Below are 16773 nucleotides of genomic sequence, written 5' to 3'. Positions count from 1 at the left end.
CTAAAGGAAATGCCTTTTTGAGAGGGCTTCCTTACTTTTCGAAAAGTCGCCAACTTATCTCGCCGCCGTGCTTCACACTTATTGCATTAGGGTCTACCTATTCGCTTACGGTTCTCTCGATTTACCGCATCTCCTTCAGACAACACCTCACGGTGTTGCCCTAGATTAAGCTTCCCGAGCTAGGTCAGTCTCCTCGGGTATGGATTTTCACCATCTGGGATTCATTTTCATTATCCTCTCCAAGTCGTTTCACCGAGATGACGTCTCTTTCAGATAATGAAAAGAAGAGTGTTAACTGAGTTAACACTCTATGCGACTGCCCGTCGCACAAAAAGACCGCCGCAGCGATCATTGCCGGAAATCGATCTTTCACTCAAGCCCCCGTTAACTTAAGTGAAATCCTTCGCAATTTACTAATAAGTAACCTATACAATCCTCTTTAACAAAATCCTACAGTTCTACTGCCATTATATGTGGCGCTTTAGGTATTCCATCCTTTAACCAATTAAAAAGGTGTATAGGAGATTTTAAGATTTCATTTGTTCTATCAACTTCACCATGGCGTTTTTCATTTCTAACTGAGAAAGGAATACACGGTTCCCATGCCCAGGGAGTAACCATTCGAACTTTTCCTTAGCTAACCTCTCCATAGATTCGGTTTGTGTTTTCCATGAAAACCGGCAGACATCCCTATGTGAGGATAAACCATTTAGTTCATGATCCCAGGCTAAATGATCACCTGAATGAATCCATACCTTGTATCACATGTTCGGCACCAGGTTGGGACTCTTTTTCTAAGGCGTGAATAAATCGCTCAGCTTGAAATCTTTTAGCGTATTTGTTTGCATCAGCAACATCATCCTGATGAGTCAAGAAGATATATTTAATTCCCCCCATTTCCTCGATCCGTTTAACCAACTGAGGTGACCAGCGTGGAGAAATCAATTAGCCAGTTCCCTTCTGGATGGAGAATCAGATAACTACTCGCCCCCCAAGAGTGTCGAGAAGTAAATCCACAATAAAACATGTTGTCGATAACAGGTAAAGGAAGTCCTGCATAGCTGCGGAGAGCCCGTCCTTTTGTTCACTTCCAATTGCGCCAGTAGGGCAGGAAATAAGAGCATAAAAAGCTTTAATAACTTCACGGTATTCATTCGGTTGATTTGTCACGGCTGATAAATTCGCAACTTCAGAAAAAGTATGAGGTGCAATTTGACGGCATTGATCGCAATTGATGCACGTTGAAGTAACATAAAAGTTTCCTGGTACATTGGTATTCAGTCGTTTCCCTTGATTCATTTTGCACACCTCCGTCTGAAAATAGTTAATTCATTTACCATCGCATTGAAAAGCCCTAATTTAGCATCACATGATAGATCTTACCATAAAGCATGTGGCTGTTTCGTGCTAGGTTTTGGAAAGATTGAGTCTATTTGCTCCAAATCTTGCTGTGTTAATTGAATCTCGGCTGCTTTGACATTATCTATTACATGAGCGGTATTACTAGATTGTGGTATAGCAATTGTTTGACCATTTCGAATACACCATGCTAATAAAATTTGAAAACTATCTGAATGATGTTTTTCAGCAATTTCCTCTAAAAATTTTTTGTTTAGTTAGATTAGTACCAAGGCTAACACCCCTAGCAACTGGGGCATAGGCGATTAACGGCATTTCAAGTTTGTTCATCATAGGTATTAAATCGAATTCAATCCCTCGATCTCCCAAATTATAACGTACTTGATTTGCTTCACATTTTATTCCATCAGGTAATTTCATTACTTTTTCTAAGTCATCAACATCTAAATTAGAACACCCCATGACTTAATTTTTCTCTAACTTTTTACTTTCTCTAGGGCTTCAATAGTCTCTTCAATAGGAATATTCCCTTTCCAATGGAGTAAGTATAAATAATCTGTATTTAATCTTTTTAAGCTATTTTCTAAACTCTTTAGCTTAAAAAGAAAATGACCGCCGTAGCGACGATCATCTTGTGCTCAAGTACCCCGGTCGTTTTAACGTTTCACTATCTTTAACTGATATCATGTTGTTAACTGCACTAAACAGAGCTTTTATTGAGGAGGTCATAATATCAGTGTCAATTCCGCAGCCCCAATAGACAGCACCATTCTTTGCGGTAATTCCAACATAAGAAACAGCTTTAGATCCTGAGCCTATTTCTAACGCATGCTGCTTATAGACCAAATCTGTATAGTCGATACCCAGTTTGGTTTGAAGAGCATTGCTGATAGCATCCAGTCTTCCATTTCCCACACCAGACAATTCATGTTCTTCATTAGTCATCCGGATCGATACAATTGTTTTGTAATGTCCATTTTGAGTGTAGTTGTAACGGATAAATTCAACAGGGCTGTTAATATTCACATATTCGTTGATAAAAATGTCATAGATTTCATTCGGCATAAGTTCCTTTTGCCTTTGATCTGAAACATTTTTTACACTATATCCAAAGCTCTCACGCATTTCGGGAGGTAGATCAATTCCATACTTTTGCTGAAGAATATAACCTATTCCTCCTTTACCGGATTGACTGTTAATTCGGATGATATCTCCTTCGTATTCTCTTCCAATATCCATAGGATCAATTAATAGATAAGGTACAGTCCAATATTGACGTTCTTTTTCCTCGCGCCATATCATCCCTTTGGCAATGGCATCTTGATGGGAACCTGAAAATGCAGTAAAGACCAGTTCACCGCCATATGGATGTCTTTCGTGAACCTTCATTCTTGTTAATTTTTCATATTTGGAAATAATGGTAGGGATATTCTCAAGATTCAAATTTGGATCTACCCCATGTGAAAACATGTTTAATGCAAGCGTTACAATGTCCACGTTCCCTGTTCTTTCTCCATTTCCAAACAATGTTCCTTCGACTCTTTGAGCTCCGGCAAGCATTCCTAGCTCGGCATCTGCTACTCCAGTTCCTCTGTCATTGTGTGGATGAAGTGATAGGATTACATTATCTCGATAGCTTAGATTGTCACTCATATACTCAATTTGACTTGCGTAAACGTGAGGCATGGACATTGATACAGTAGCTGGTAGGTTGATAATTACCTTGTTATCAGCGGTTGGCTGCCAAATATCAAGTACCTTTTTGCAAATTTCAAGCGCAAACTCCACTTCTGTACCTGTGAAGCTTTCAGGAGAATACTGAAATTGAAAATTTCCTTCGGTTTCAGCAGCATATTTCTTAAGCATTTTTGCTCCAGTTACAGCAATATAGATAATTTCTTCCTTAGATTTTTTAAATACTTGCTCACGCTGTGCCAAAGATGTGGAATTGTACAAGTGCACCACAGCTTTATTTGCCCCGTGTAACGCTTGAAATGTTTTTTTGATAATATGTTCTCTTGACTGTGTCAAAACTTGAATGGTCACATCATCCGGAATCAAATTTTCTTCAATTAATTTCCGTAAAAAAGCAAATTCCGTTTCCGAAGCAGCAGGAAAACCTACTTCAATTTCCTTGAAACCAACTTGTAAAAGCAACTGAAAATATTCTAACTTTTCCTCAAGACTCATCGGGACGACCAGAGCCTGGTTTCCATCGCGAAGATCCACACTACACCAGGTAGGAGCTTCTGTAATATACTCCTTCTCTGTCCATTTCAAGCTTTGCACTGGGGGCATAAAGTAACCTCTTGAATATTTATCGATATTTTTCATACTGACTCCTACCTTCTCATATATAATTGTTACTTTGTTTAAAAATAAAAAAAGCCCCGTCTCTTTAAATATAGAGACGAGGCATTGCTCGCGGTACCACTCTAATTAATTAATATTAATAATATTAACTCACTCATTTTCGGTGGCAATCACCACCTATCTTCATAACGGTAGAAAACCGACATCCCCTACTGATTATGTTCAAGGAGTAGCTCTTGGATGAGTTCAAAGGTTACAACTACCGATTCTCACCAGCCATCGGCTCTCTAACAAGTTTATAAATCCTTTTACTATTTCCATTCTTTGCTTATGATATTTAATTAATTACGATGATATATTTATAAACTCAAGTTGTCAATAATAAATTTACTGAAAATAAAGATTACTATGAATTTTTAACCTCCTACGATAAACCCTTATCGTTCTTCCATGGTAGACACTCATGCCGCTTTCGCCGCACCATCAAATGAATGAAAATGTTTTAATACTAGTCTAGTCCCCTCTCCCCTGGTCAATCATGTAAATACGGCTGGCGAAGGAAGGTCGTTCAACTATGGTGCTTTTGAGCCCGCATGGTAGACTGATTCACTACGACCAGGTGCACCACAAATTGTTGCTCTCTAATGAGAAGCACGCAGGATAGATTAATCTTATATGGTTGTTGCACCAGCCTTATTTTACTTCAGCCTAGGAAGGGTTTTTAAAATGGATGTTGTATTTAATCGCTGCTGTGGACTTGATGTTCACAAAAAGAGTATTACCGCTTGCGCGATTACTCCAAAAGGAAAAGAAATCGAAACATTTGATACTATGACAAGTGACCTTTTCCAATTGGTTGATTGGATTAAAAATAAGCGATGTACTCATGTTGCCATGGAAAGTACAGGTGTTTATTGGAAACCAATTTACAATCTACTAGAACTAGAAGAAATACAACCGATGGTTGTAAATGCTGCACACATCAAGGCTGTTCCCGGACGTAAAACAGATGTAAAAGATGCAGAATGGATTGCCAAATTGCTTCGCCACGGTCTTCTTCAACACAGTTATATCCCGAATCGGGAGCAAAGAGAACTGCGTGAGTTAGTTCGATACCGCCTAGTCTCATTGAAGAAAGAGCAAGGGAGATTAGTAGAATCCAAAAGGTGCTCGAGGGTGCTAACATTAAACTTTCTTCAGTTGCGACTGACATTATGGGTGTCTCAGGTCGAGCAATGATTGAAGCGATTATTAATGGTGTAAATGATCCAGTAACATTATCAGGTCTGGCTAAAAGAAGTTTGAAGAAAAAAAAGGATGATTTAGAACGAGCGTTAATAGGATCCGTCGGACCCCATCAAAAGATGATGTTAAAAACTCAACTTTCACACATTGATTTTATGGACCAACAGATTGAAATGTTAAGTGAAGAAGTCCAGCAACGCATGCAGCCTTATGAAGAAGATATTGAATTGCTCGATTCTATCCCTGGAATTGGCAGAAGTCACGCCGAACAACTTTTGGCTGAAATCGGAATTGGCATAGATATTTCAAACCAGTTTCCTTCGGGTCCTCATTTATGTTCATGGGCTGGTATGGTTCCAGGTAACAATGAAAGTGCTGGAAAAATAAGTCCGGAAAAAAACCAGAAAAGGTAATAAAAAACTACGAGCAGCACTTATTGAAGCAGCACATTCGGCAGCCAGAACAAAAAACACATATCTTTCTTCCCAATACCACCGTTTGGCAGCACGAGTTGGTAAAAAACGCGCAGCAGTCACGGTTGGACATACCATATTAACAATTGCATATCACATGTTAAACAGAAGAGTACCCTATATTGAGTTGGGCGCAGATTACTTTGACCGACGAAAGAAAGAAATCGTAATTAAGCAATCTATCAAACGATTAGAGACTCTTGGTTGTAAAGTAACTGTTGAAGCAATAGCGTAATTATGGTCCAAAAAATATAGGTAAAATTCGAGACCCAGATCTTTTAAAAAAAATGGATCTTATAGGGTTTAGTTTCGTATTGCCAAAATGCCCCTTCCCCATTACTTTTTTTTCAGGATAGTTGAACAAGGTTATGTTTATTCTCTTTTGGCTTTTAATAAAATTTTTTTGATGAGTAAGTTCTGAAGTTCGAGCCACTAGATTCACAAGATCTGTTTTATTCATTGATAACACTCCTTAAAATACATTGAACCCTTATGGGGCGTACAGAATGATGCAGCTAAAGCTGTAGACGCGATTTTTAATTCTATTTTAGAAGCATTAAAAAATGGAGATAAAGTTCAATTGATTGGTTTTGGTAACTTTGAGGTTCGTGAGCGTGCTGCTCGTAAGGGACGTAACCCTCAAACTGGAGAAGAAATTGAAATCGAAGCTGGAAAAGTACCTGCATTTAAACCTGGAAAACAATTAAAGGATGCTGTATCAGGTAAATAATTTGCTCTTACTACATATAACAAAAAGTGGTGGTTGTTTAATCATCACTTTTTGTTAACCAATTTTGATATGGAGCAACACCTGAAATAATACAATCATCAATATAATTTGTATTTCAACTAAAGTGGCTTCTCTTCGACCTTATTTTGATTCTAATCGTTATACGGATTATCAAAGGGACTTTCTCAAGTAGATGTTCCTAGGAGGTATGTATTCCGCTCATCCCGGTCCCATAGTGGCTTATCCTGTTTTTTTGCTCACAGAATTAGAATCCCCATGCGTATCCTTGATTTCTTCTTTTCTCTTTTTCTCTTATTCTATCGTTTTACCACTGTCAGTTGGTACTGTCATATAAATATAACCAAACCATATTAGGACTTTTTATAGTAAAATGTAGATATACACTAGTCAGTAGCACTCATACTATTTATTTTAAATACCAAATTAAACCATTATAGTACTAGGAAAGTAAAATCAATTAATGGAAACACAAAACAGTGATGAGGATAATCCTCATTCACTGTTTTATTTTTGAGAGCAGGCTAAGATTTAGCGAAAAACCTTCTTGTAGTAAAGCAACTGTTTGCAGAACAAGGATAAAGTCACCCAGCTCTAAAAATAGAATTAATAATTTGATGTGTGTCCTTTCCAGCACGTTTGCCAAATAAGGAAAAATGAGTGACGCAGTGAATACATAATTAAAAATTAGCACCAAACCAAATTGTAAATATTATGTCATAGTAATCCCGTTGAAGTTAGGTGTTTTATAGTATAAACTTTAATTACTATTTGAGGAGTGATTAAGTGGAAACTGTCTTCGTAAATAAGCTAAAATTCAAGAAAAATTTATCGATGATTGAGCAATATGCGATCAAAGATTTCCTATTTAAATTGGTCGGTCGACCAGAAGAAGGATTGGATGATTATCTTCCACTTGAATACACAGTAGATGTCTTTGCTAAGATGGAAGCAAAACAAGAAACACCTCTCCTAATTAATGGGGTTGAAAATTTCAGATACACTACAATAACAGAAGATAATCAAATTGTAATAGGTCTTTTAGATTCGAATAAAGAGTTAAAGCATAGAATCATTTTTTTAGATGAGGTTTATTAGGTAAGCACTTTATTGTGCTTACCTTTAAATTTTTCCTTCCCTATATTGTACACTCTCCTACATATAACACACTTTTGAACTCAAGCACCCATTAGTTTAAGTATATTTCTTCACAAACTTTCTTTACAGTGAGAAATAAACAATAATCATCCTATAGAGTGAAACTAGTTGGATCTATACCGAATAAGAAAAAGCAATCGCCATAGCTATCCCCTTCTTAAAGTAAGGCAAAAATTTAAATCTCCACTAGTACCAATCAAATATGAACCAATACGACTTGTATGGTAGCCGATAAAACATGTTTGAAACTTCCTGTGGTAATAAATTGACCTATTTCCAAACTCTTTTTAAATGTAGAAATTCCTGAGCATATCCCCAAACCGATATGGGGGACATAAACAATTGATAAGTCAATACGTATGCAAAAAAGCCAAATATATTTTTTCTGATCTTAAGATCTAACCTTTGAAATACTTTTCGCTGAAAATGGTACATTGCATAATTGGTTAATAAAGCTAATGGTAAAACAAAAAGAATCGTCGCCCCAACGATATAATAATAGCCAAAGAAAGCCAGTATCAACCCAGGAATCCAAACAAAGCTGTATACAAAATCTAAGTAAGGAAAAATAAGATTTGTTCCTGTAAGGTACTTTGTGAAAATGGCTGGTTGATTCCAAGGTTTTACTTTTTTCAACGCTTCAATCATTCCTCTTGCCCATCTACTTCTTTGTCTTGCGAAATGGACTAACGTTTCAGGAACATCGGTAAATGCAACTGCAAGAGGCTCGAAATATACTTTACAATTCGTTTGTAACATTTTCCAGGTTAGCACTATATCTTCCCCAATAGCATCATCCCATCCCCCGAGTTCTTCAAGTGCTTCCCTTTTATATAAACTGAATGCTCCTTGAGCAACTAATGTTCCTTGATAAAATCCTTGAAGTCTTTTAATTGAAGCAATACCTAAAAAATAATCCCATTCCTGAATCTTAGTCCAAAAATTTTTGCGACTATTTCTAACAAGTACAGAGCCTGCAACAGCACAAAGATCTTTTGGTGCCGATAATAATCTACACACTAGGAACCGAACTGCTGATTTCGTTAAAAGCGTATCGGCATCAAGAGTAATAATCAAGGGGGTATCAGCCATGGCTAATGCCCGATTAAGAGCAAAATTTTTACCAGGCTTTTCTTCATGAATGACCTTTAAGTCTAAATGATATTCCTGACCTGCTTTCAGTGCCATGCTGCCAGTTTCATCCGTCGATGCATTATCGATTACAATAATGTTCATTTTACCTGTATAATCTTGCTGGGCAATATAACGAATAGTATCGGCAATGCCCTTTTCCTCATTTTTACAGGAAATAAAAATGGAAAGGGGATCTGTTGGATTGTGTACCTTAAATTCTGGTTGCTTATCAAAGAAAAGACTAATCACCATAAATGCGTTTAAATATCCAGGAAAATAGGCAATCGCAGCTATTATTAAAATCGAAGGAACTATTCCAATGATATGTTCTAAATCTTTAATCCAAGGAATAGAAAAATATACAGAAAAAAGGAACCATAAAAATGCGAATGCGTGACAAAACCAGAACTTCCAAATAACTGGAATATAGGATTGCTTTTTAGTTTTCATCTCAATCACCTATTAATAATTTCCCCATTTTTTAATCATTAATAAAATAATTGAATGACTAAAAATAAAAATCATTATCCTGCCCTTATTGAAGTAAACTCACCCGTTAGCACAACAAAAAAATGGATTGCCGCTGCAACTCCTTGTTCAGCAAAAGCACCCGTTAGTTTAAGTATATTTTTTCACAATCTTTTGCTTTGACCTCCTTTTATTTATCCCTATTAGATAGTTTTAAAACAATAATCTCAGGATGATTGAATAGCCTCTGAGGAAATATGCTATTTCCTAGCCCTCTGTTAACAACCATTGTTGAATTTCTTTTTTTGTACTTACCTGAAGAATACTTAGGAAAATATCCTTGATTGGGAGCGATTAAACCTCCAACTAAGGGTAACCTAATTTGACCACCGTGGGCGTGTCCAGAAAAAATTAAATCAAAATTATATTGTGTATATATCGGAAACAGTTCAGGTCGATGAGATAACAGTATCTTAAAGCCTCCTTGATTTTCAATACTATTTAATGCTCCTTTTAATTCAGTTCTAACCAGTTTACTCTCATCACCGTTATTTATAGCTGGGTCATCTATGCCAATTATATAAATATTATCATCACCAATATGAACCTTTTCCCAGCTATTTCGTAACACCTTAACGCCAAGTGTGGTTAAGTTCTTTTCAAGGGAGTTAAATTTTCTTGACCACCACTCGTGATTTCCAGTCACAAAATAAACTGGTGCAATTTTATTTATCTGCTTCATTAACGATATACTTGTTCCTTCGTCATAATTCTTTTGGTCAACTAAATCTCCAGTAAATACGATTAAATCTACTTTTAACAATTCCATTTTTCGGAATATAACCTTTTGATTTTCTCCAAATGCCTTACTATGCAAATCTGACAAATGAAGTATCCTAAATCCATTAAATTTCGATGGTATTTTTTTTGAACTATATTCCATTGTAGTAATGTCAATTGAGTTGTTTTCGTTATACAGATATTTCGATTCTGCCTGTACTTTAACTATTTTCAACGAAAAAAATGAAATAAATATTACTAAAAAACATAACCGTTTCATAATTCACCTCAGAATTATTCTTCCTTTTTGGTTATGCCCTTATTACGCTAACCTGCCCCGTTCGTATTATAAGGTTAGCCAGAATGCTAAATATTTCTGGTTGACCTTTTTTATTTTGGTCTTATTATATCAGTAGCCAGGGTATAACGTAACTGCCCGTGGGGCTTCGACCCCGTCAACTAAACCGTTCGCCCCCTACTTGTAGAAACATGATTGAGGCTGGTTGGGACTTAGATCTCGTAAAACAAGCGAAGCTGTGACACTGCATGGAGGAATTAGGGGTACTGGCAAATTACTAGTTTAGGAGGAGGATTTAGAATGAATCCAGTCGTTGGTCTGGATATTTCAAAAGGGGAAAGTCAAGTTCAAGCGTTTTTAGATAAAGGCAAACCATACCGAAAGAGTTTTAAAGTATCTCATACTGTTGAGGGGCTTAGTTATCTTGTAACGTTCTGGAGGATGTGAAAAATGAGTCTGGTAAGAAACCCTCAGTAATTCTAGAAGCTACAGGGCATTATCAAACTCCTGTTGTTCATTACTTGGAAGAACGAGGATATTTATTGATTATTATCAATCCATTGATTTCATACAAAGCAAGGGGTTCAAGTTTAAGAAAAGTAAAGACAGATGCCATAGATGCCTATCTTCTTTGTGAATTGTTTTATAAAGAAGAGTTAGAGCCTTATAAAAAGCGTGGTGTCCAATTATTAAATCTTCGTAATCTTACTAGACAACATGAAAATATAACAGGTGTGATGATCCAAACAAAGCTACAATTCCAGGCAGTGCTTGAACAAGTGTTTCCTGAATATAAAGGAGTTTTTGGGGATTTATATTCGGTAGTGTCGCTCTTAACACTTTCAGAATTCCCCTCTTCCGAGGACATTATTAAAGCGAGTGAGGGAACAATTAGAGACAAGATATTTGAATTATGTAAAGCCGATCAATTAGGTGGGCAACAGAAAAAGCAATTAAACTGAAAGCTGCGGCAGATCGAAATCCATTTGAAAAGGCAATTTATCAAAGTCATATTTTAAGCCTCGGTATGTACATTAATATGATTCTTCAATACAAAGAGCACCTATCAAAGTTGGAGTCGGAGATAGATGCCCTCGCTAAAGAAATTGAAGAATATAATATTATCAAATCTATCCCTGGTATCGGAGAAAAAATCGCTGCAACGATCATTTCAGAAATTGGGGAGATAGATCGATTTAATGATTATAAAAAGCTTGTAGCATTCGCTGGAGTCGACCCTAGTGTCTTTGAATCTGGTAAGTTTTCCGCCACTAAAAACCGATTCACTAAAAGAGGTTCCAGTCGACTTAGACATGCCTTATACATGGCTGTTCGTTGTGCCATTCGTGATTGTCGTAAAAAGAAAACAACGGATGAAGTTATCCCTCGTAACAAAAGAATGCGAGAGTATTACGACAAGAAACGTGAAGAAGGAAAACCATTTAAAGTAGCTGTAATAGCTTGTGTAAATAAGCTATTACATTGGATATTTGCCCTTTTTAAAAAAAAAACGACTTTCCAAGATATAGCGTAGAACCTAAATTAAACAAAAAAGCACAAAACCTTCCAATAGCGTAATTAACGGAAGGTTATTTGGCATGCACATTTTTAGTATATCATGTGATTTTTAAAATTTTTATTGAAAAATATTGACAAACTATTAGCTGGTTTACTTGAATAAGAAAAAAGCATTACCGTTGTTCCAGTAATGCACCCGAGTTTAAGTGTAATATTTCACAAATCCCCCCAAAATAGCTAAAAACGTCACAAGAAGGTGCATTATTCTTTAATGTCACCATTAGTATTAATCAAGAACGTCTCCCCTTTTTCATCAAATGCATGCTTAAAATCAAATGCAAAAGGAGTCGGACCATGCTTAATATAATGGTTGTATCTCCTGAATGCCTCCCCCCATGAGACATCCCTCACCATTTCTGTCCACCAAACTACATAAGATAGGTGTTTATCTGGATAAGGTTCTATCCATCTGCTTCTATCTCGTAATGCTTGCATATGCTTTCCTGAATAAGTAAAGCGATATAAGGATTGAAGGCTTCTCCATACAGTTAGTGTAAGAATAGGAGAACCCTTTCCTTTTATTGTTTCTTCAGGGAAAGGGACTCCTTCAGGTGAAAAGGTCTCTATAAGTCCTGATTTAGTTGCTTGACGATAAACTTCATTTCCCACTTGAAAAAATTCACGAGAGGCAGGGTGGTCATAGGGGTGGTTTAGCCTACCAACAGTATAGATTGAAACTAATGCCATAAATAGCCCTCCATCTATAGTCTTTTCCTAAGATATATTCAAGTAAAAATGTGGAAATTCCTTCTTCAGCTAACCTGCCCATATAGTTCAATAACGGCAATGAAAAACGACTGCCGAAAACAGCCCATTTGTTATGAAACTATAGCACCTGTTACTTTAAGTGTAGCATTTCACAAAGTTAGTAAAGAAAAATTAATAAAACCAACCCTATTCTATTATTGATAATGGTACTTTTTGGATATTATACTGGAGGTGAATTACTATTTAATAATGTAGGGAGAGATTTACCATGGAGGTAACATTTTCAGTAAGCAAATGGGATGAAAAGCCAGTAGACGACACTAGAAAGGAATTCCCTATTAATATTGCCCATGTAGAATATGATATTAATGGTGAATTAACAGGAAAAGCTTTTGTTGAATATTTATTATTTTATATAGACTCTACTATAGATGATGGTCACTTAGCCACTTCTAAAATTTCCGGATTTCTGCATTTTGAAGGAACTTACAAGGGAAAACATGGAACATTTACCGCTTTAGAGCAAGGGATATTTGATAAAGGAAATCTAGATTCTCCAGCAACAATCATCAAAGCTACCGGTGAATTAGAAAGCTTGATAGGGTCTTATAACTATAAGTTTACAGGTGAAACCAGTAAGATGATTCTAGACTTTAAATTCTAACAAAACAGTAAAAAGGGCATTTCTGTACTACCAGGAATGTCCTTTTGGTCAAAAGATTTTCTTCAACTCCTGCCATTTAGTTGAAGAAGAAAAAAGGATCGCCACAGTATTCCTTCATAAACTCAAGCACCCGTTAGTTGAACAAGATAACTTTTTTATTGAGTATTGTTTAATTTTCTTCTATTAATACTTTGAGGAGGTCGTTCAAACCAACCGTTATTTATCATAATACTCGCACCATCTTCTGCATAGGAGCCGGACTCAGCAAGCATCTTAGCATATTTTAACGGAAGATCGTGTCTTAAAGTCAATGACATAGAACCCCCATAATTAGCAATGCCAATGGCAGATATTGCTCCTACTAAGAACATCATTAATTTTTCGGAGTATGGCGGCGATGTAGATTTTGTTACTTCTGTACCCCAAGCCTTAGGAGCAGGGATACTACTTTCTGTAAGAACATTGTTTAAAATATTAATAAATTTTCTCGCTATTTCCTGTCCCTTAATAAAATAGTTTCTTATTTCAGGTGTATGAGCAACTTGACTGAAACCGATTAAAATAGTCATTCCTAGTTGATTATTATACAAATTTAAATATAAATGAGAAACTTCTTGGGACGTTAATGTTCTTCTTTCCCCAAACCAACCTCTTAAAAAACTCTCTTTTTCAACAAACATTGGTTTTTCATTTTCATAATCTAAATATGGTGGTTTAATATATATACCTTTATTTAGCATTACATTAGTAACTCTTTGTTTCAATTCAACTGATTCATAAATTGCCTTGCTGAAAAAATCTACGGTATCTTTCCGTGTACTTAATTGTAAAGCCATTCCGTAGTTTGCCAAGCCCCCTGCCCCCATATTTAGTAAAAAGTATAGATAAAAAATATCCGAAAAAAGGCGAGGTGTTTTTTTAATTACATCCTGTTCTATACTGAAACCGATTGGGACGAAATAATTCTCTAATGAGAAAATTCCTCTAATTTTATCAATATGTCTTCTTGAAATATTTATTGCAAATTCAATCTCTCCTCTAGCATCGCTATCCTCAATAGTTTCAAGAAAATGTTCGAAAATGCAAACAGCCGCACTATCGCTCATATACGTACTCCAGAGCGATGCGATTTCAGCTGAAGTTAAATTAATTTTAATATCATTTTTTTCTTCTTCCATAGCAAGTCCCCCAAAATATTTTGGTTATATTATCTTCCTAAGCTCCCCAATTTATGAGTGATTTTGAAATTTTTGGAATTTGATGTTTGGATTTATCTTTATTCCACTAACCTGCCCCGTTAGCACAACAAAAAAAGCTGCTGGTAATGACAGCTTTATTGTAGCTATTGCCCCCGAATGTGCTATAGCAATCAGGCGAGATCTACTAAAATTTCTCATAAACTTTAGACGTCCTATTGGGGGCATTCGATGAAGACATCCGACAGGGATGCTCATTCTACCGCGCTTTGCTTACGATTTCTTGAAAGAGATGAAATAGACGATGACAAACACCACGACTATACCGATGTTGACAATTAACCGTGCAGTGAAATGATGTCTTAAGAACAGTACATCGACACTCACGATAACGGCAATCATCACCACGATGAACAGCACACGGAACAGGTTCCCTGTCATTTTACTCCCCCCCACAGATGTATACCGTCGCTCTACCTATCAGGCACATGCTGGATGTGTCGCATAACTGCCCGTTTATTTAAGTGTATTTCTACACAAAGTAAACATTCCATTTTACTTTATTGGCGTAGCAACCATCCAAACATGCCCGAATGGATCTTCAATTTTTCCTACACGGTCTCCATGTGGTAAGTCCTGAATCGTCCTTAAGGCAGTAGAACCTGAACTCACTGCTTTTTCAACAACATCATCTACATTATCAACATATAAATAAATGATTACAGGTGTACCGCCAAGCGATTTTGCCGCTTTGTTGTGTCCAAGAAATTCATCCGCTATCATAATGCGTGCATTTCCAACTTTAATTTCTGAATGCTCAACTTTCCCATCGCTATTGACCATTCTAGTTACTTCCACGGCACGAAAGACATTTTTATAAAACTCTATTGCATTTTTAGCATCATTCACTGCTAACATCGGGATTGCACTAGCAATTTCTCTGCTCATTTATTAACTCCTCCATAAAAATCGTAATTACAAATAACAATTTTTGTATTCTCTAAGCTATGTATATAATCCTTCTTCAACTATTCTGCCACGATAGTTGAATAGAATCTCCCGTTTCAATTTCGAGAATGAAGTCAATAATTCCTGTAAAAAAGAAAATTTAGGGAGAGATGTATTTTGTTATTGTCAAAGGCATGGGAAACATATGAATCGGATAAACAAATTGAAGGATTTTCGCCACAAACATTAAAAGCATATAAACTCCAAGCCACATTACTTATTAGATATTTTAAGGATGTTAAACTTAATACTATAACTACAGCTCAACTTAAAGAATACCTTGCAAAGTCAAGCGAAACCTTAAAACCTTCAAGTGTGGCTCACCGAATACGTTTTATGAAATCATTATTTCGTTGGTCACATGAGGAGGGTCATATTTCAAAAAATCCCGCCGCCAAAATAAAGGAACCTAAAGCAGGGAAACGAATTCCAAAGTTTCTAACAGAATTTGAAATTGAACATTTACGTGAAGCCTGCACCAGCCCATTGGAGAAGGCTTTGTTTGAATTCATGTTTTCCACTGGGTGCCGTATAGGAGAAATTGTTTCCTTAGAGAAGAGTAGAATTAATTGGTCTTACCGTTCTGCTATTGTGAGAAGAAAAGGGGATAAGGAAAGGGAAGTGTATTTTAACATCCGCTGCGAAATTTGGCTTAAACGATACCTTGATCAACGCCAGGATGGCGATGCAGCCATTTTTGTTACAGAACGGTATCCTCATCGAATGAGTATTGCCCAGATGAGATATATCATCAAACGAATTTCGAATCGGGCACGGATCAATAAATCGATTCATCCGCACCAGCTAAGGCACAGTTATGCCACTCATATGCTAAATAATGGTGCACCTCTTGAAGTGATCCAGAGCTTAATAGGTCATGAGAAAAGTGAGACTACAAGGATATATGCACAGTTAAGTGGGAGTTTAAGGCGAGAACTTTATTGCAAGTATTTTTAAATTGAACTCATAAAGGCAATGCATTAAAAAGCATTGCTCTTTCTTTAATTCTCTCACCCGTTACTACATTAAGTGAAATATATTACATAATGTTCTGTCTAGGCTTTCTTTACAAAATATGGTCCAAAATCTGGTTCATGGGTCATAATAAACGTCCATTTATTATTCCAATCCATAATATAAATATCACTATAATCCATGTGATTATCCTGATATGGTAAATCTTAAATTGTAAGGGTTTTAGCATTTTCAACTAAATAAGCTTCATCGGTATATTGATAAAATATAGTACATTTTTTCTTCAATTGATTTTCAAAAGCTTTTATTGCTTTGTCCTTTTCAAGGCATTTTACCTTTTCCCAACTACATAGGTGCCACAGTAACGAGTCCATATAAATCGATTTTTGTTCTTCATTTGAAAGATGACTTGCAAAACATTCACGCCACTGCTGGCGTAAATATTGTCCCCACTTCGGTATTTTAAGTATTTCAATTCTTTATTTCGCATTTTTAGCCTCTTTCCACCATAAATAAGTCAAAATAATAATATTCAACTTTTTATATTAAATTTCCTTCTTAATCTTAATTGGGCTAAACTGCACTCGTTAGTCCAAAAAGAAAAAGAGATTGCCGCAGCAATCTCGATCTTAAACACGTCGAGTAGAAGGGAGCCTTTCTACCTTACG

The 16773-nt window shown here is 36.2% G+C and carries 16 protein-coding genes, 3 pseudogenes and 1 other annotated feature; of the genes and pseudogenes, 6 read left to right on the top strand and 13 right to left on the bottom strand.

What is annotated here, in order from left to right; genetic code table 11:
• Positions 1-735 precede the first annotated feature (735 nt).
• From ACZ5XR_RS12130 to ACZ5XR_RS12110, 5 genes are all read right to left on the bottom strand, one after another.
• The gene (locus ACZ5XR_RS12130; RefSeq protein ID WP_464501894.1) at positions 736-945 is read right to left on the bottom strand and encodes a hypothetical protein; all 210 of its coding nucleotides are present in this window, start codon (positions 943-945) and stop codon (positions 736-738) included.
• Between the two features lie 27 nt (positions 946-972).
• Positions 973-1299 (bottom strand): ferredoxin, encoded by a 327-nt coding sequence (locus tag ACZ5XR_RS12125; protein ID WP_464501893.1) that lies wholly within the window; start codon positions 1297-1299, stop codon positions 973-975.
• An 80-nt stretch (positions 1300-1379) separates the two neighbouring features.
• The gene (locus tag ACZ5XR_RS12120; protein ID WP_464502293.1) at positions 1380-1592 is read right to left on the bottom strand and encodes an aldo/keto reductase; all 213 of its coding nucleotides are present in this window, start codon (positions 1590-1592) and stop codon (positions 1380-1382) included.
• Entirely contained in the window at positions 1585-1821 is a 237-nt protein-coding gene (locus ACZ5XR_RS12115; protein ID WP_464501892.1) for an aldo/keto reductase, read from the bottom strand. The genes ACZ5XR_RS12120 and ACZ5XR_RS12115 overlap by 8 nt, the downstream gene beginning before the upstream one ends.
• Before the next feature lie 165 nt (positions 1822-1986).
• Complete coding sequence (locus ACZ5XR_RS12110) at positions 1987-3693, bottom strand: 2-isopropylmalate synthase (RefSeq protein WP_464501891.1); 1707 nt, start codon at positions 3691-3693, stop codon at positions 1987-1989.
• Between the two features lie 69 nt (positions 3694-3762).
• Positions 3763-4006: a binding site (T-box leader), on the bottom strand.
• Between the two features lie 392 nt (positions 4007-4398).
• Here ACZ5XR_RS12110 and ACZ5XR_RS12105 point away from each other — a divergent pair.
• Positions 4399-5625: pseudogene (locus ACZ5XR_RS12105) on the top strand (IS110 family RNA-guided transposase).
• On the opposite strand, the gene ACZ5XR_RS12100 reads toward ACZ5XR_RS12105, so the two are convergent.
• Positions 5626-5850, bottom strand: coding sequence for a hypothetical protein (locus ACZ5XR_RS12100; RefSeq protein ID WP_464501890.1), 225 nt, complete (start codon positions 5848-5850; stop codon positions 5626-5628).
• A gap of 21 nt (positions 5851-5871) precedes the next feature.
• On the opposite strand from ACZ5XR_RS12100, the gene ACZ5XR_RS12095 reads away from it, so the two are divergent.
• Both ACZ5XR_RS12095 and ACZ5XR_RS12090 read left to right on the top strand, forming a co-directional pair.
• Positions 5872-6120 carry an HU family DNA-binding protein gene (locus tag ACZ5XR_RS12095; protein WP_464502292.1) on the top strand — a complete coding sequence of 83 codons (249 nt, stop codon included), beginning with the start codon at positions 5872-5874 and terminating at the stop codon, positions 6118-6120.
• An 804-nt stretch (positions 6121-6924) separates the two neighbouring features.
• The gene (locus ACZ5XR_RS12090) at positions 6925-7236 is read left to right on the top strand and encodes a hypothetical protein (RefSeq protein ID WP_464501889.1); all 312 of its coding nucleotides are present in this window, start codon (positions 6925-6927) and stop codon (positions 7234-7236) included.
• A gap of 330 nt (positions 7237-7566) precedes the next feature.
• Here the strand turns inward: ACZ5XR_RS12090 and ACZ5XR_RS12085 are convergent, their stop codons facing one another.
• Complete coding sequence (locus ACZ5XR_RS12085) at positions 7567-8880, bottom strand: glycosyltransferase family 2 protein (protein ID WP_464501888.1); 1314 nt, start codon at positions 8878-8880, stop codon at positions 7567-7569.
• A 208-nt stretch (positions 8881-9088) separates the two neighbouring features.
• Positions 9089-9958, bottom strand: coding sequence for a metallophosphoesterase (locus ACZ5XR_RS12080; protein WP_464501887.1), 870 nt, complete (start codon positions 9956-9958; stop codon positions 9089-9091).
• Between the two features lie 318 nt (positions 9959-10276).
• Here ACZ5XR_RS12080 and ACZ5XR_RS12075 point away from each other — a divergent pair.
• Positions 10277-11510 (top strand): annotated as a pseudogene (locus ACZ5XR_RS12075) (IS110 family RNA-guided transposase).
• 245 nt (positions 11511-11755) lie between these two features.
• On the opposite strand, the gene ACZ5XR_RS12070 reads toward ACZ5XR_RS12075, so the two are convergent.
• Positions 11756-12241, bottom strand: a complete 486-nt coding sequence (locus ACZ5XR_RS12070) for a DUF3291 domain-containing protein (protein ID WP_464501886.1) — start codon at positions 12239-12241, stop codon at positions 11756-11758.
• Between the two features lie 289 nt (positions 12242-12530).
• Here ACZ5XR_RS12070 and ACZ5XR_RS12065 point away from each other — a divergent pair, with 289 nt between their 5' ends.
• Entirely contained in the window at positions 12531-12926 is a 396-nt protein-coding gene (locus tag ACZ5XR_RS12065) for a DUF3224 domain-containing protein (protein ID WP_464501885.1), read from the top strand.
• Positions 12927-13081: 155 nt separating this feature from the next.
• Here the strand turns inward: ACZ5XR_RS12065 and ACZ5XR_RS12060 are convergent, their stop codons facing one another.
• The 3 genes from ACZ5XR_RS12060 to ACZ5XR_RS12050 all read right to left on the bottom strand — a co-directional run bounded on the left by ACZ5XR_RS12060 (position 13082) and on the right by ACZ5XR_RS12050 (position 15070).
• Positions 13082-14104: a DUF3231 family protein gene (locus tag ACZ5XR_RS12060; protein WP_464501884.1), complete on the bottom strand. Its 1023-nt coding sequence runs from the start codon at positions 14102-14104 to the stop codon at positions 13082-13084.
• Between the two features lie 291 nt (positions 14105-14395).
• Complete coding sequence (locus ACZ5XR_RS12055) at positions 14396-14563, bottom strand: hypothetical protein (protein WP_464501883.1); 168 nt, start codon at positions 14561-14563, stop codon at positions 14396-14398.
• A 114-nt stretch (positions 14564-14677) separates the two neighbouring features.
• Positions 14678-15070, bottom strand: a complete 393-nt coding sequence (locus tag ACZ5XR_RS12050) for a VOC family protein (protein WP_464501882.1) — start codon at positions 15068-15070, stop codon at positions 14678-14680.
• 177 nt (positions 15071-15247) lie between these two features.
• Between ACZ5XR_RS12050 and ACZ5XR_RS12045 the strand changes: the two genes are divergently transcribed.
• Positions 15248-16087: a tyrosine-type recombinase/integrase gene (locus tag ACZ5XR_RS12045; RefSeq protein ID WP_464501881.1), complete on the top strand. Its 840-nt coding sequence runs from the start codon at positions 15248-15250 to the stop codon at positions 16085-16087.
• A gap of 98 nt (positions 16088-16185) precedes the next feature.
• On the opposite strand, the pseudogene ACZ5XR_RS12040 reads toward ACZ5XR_RS12045, so the two are convergent.
• Positions 16186-16566: pseudogene (locus tag ACZ5XR_RS12040) on the bottom strand (DUF4275 family protein).
• Between the last annotated feature and the right edge of the window lie 207 nt (positions 16567-16773).

The organism is Neobacillus sp. Fa239, assembly GCF_055395235.1.
Note: the sequence above shows the minus strand (reverse complement) of the source record. Positions and strands in the feature narration are given on the sequence as shown.

Coding starts and splice junctions, on each gene's coding strand:
- ACZ5XR_RS12115 (WP_464501892.1), bottom strand. CDS start 1,821: ATGGGGTGTTCTAATTTAGATGTTGATGACTTAGAAAAAGTAATGAAA.
- ACZ5XR_RS12055 (WP_464501883.1), bottom strand. CDS start 14,563: ATGACAGGGAACCTGTTCCGTGTGCTGTTCATCGTGGTGATGATTGCC.
- ACZ5XR_RS12080 (WP_464501887.1), bottom strand. CDS start 9,958: ATGAAACGGTTATGTTTTTTAGTAATATTTATTTCATTTTTTTCGTTG.
- ACZ5XR_RS12085 (WP_464501888.1), bottom strand. CDS start 8,880: ATGAAAACTAAAAAGCAATCCTATATTCCAGTTATTTGGAAGTTCTGG.
- ACZ5XR_RS12100 (WP_464501890.1), bottom strand. CDS start 5,850: ATGAATAAAACAGATCTTGTGAATCTAGTGGCTCGAACTTCAGAACTT.
- ACZ5XR_RS12050 (WP_464501882.1), bottom strand. CDS start 15,070: ATGAGCAGAGAAATTGCTAGTGCAATCCCGATGTTAGCAGTGAATGAT.
- ACZ5XR_RS12070 (WP_464501886.1), bottom strand. CDS start 12,241: ATGGCATTAGTTTCAATCTATACTGTTGGTAGGCTAAACCACCCCTAT.
- ACZ5XR_RS12060 (WP_464501884.1), bottom strand. CDS start 14,104: ATGGAAGAAGAAAAAAATGATATTAAAATTAATTTAACTTCAGCTGAA.
- ACZ5XR_RS12125 (WP_464501893.1), bottom strand. CDS start 1,299: ATGAATCAAGGGAAACGACTGAATACCAATGTACCAGGAAACTTTTAT.
- ACZ5XR_RS12110 (WP_464501891.1), bottom strand. CDS start 3,693: ATGAAAAATATCGATAAATATTCAAGAGGTTACTTTATGCCCCCAGTG.
- ACZ5XR_RS12065 (WP_464501885.1), top strand. CDS start 12,531: ATGGAGGTAACATTTTCAGTAAGCAAATGGGATGAAAAGCCAGTAGAC.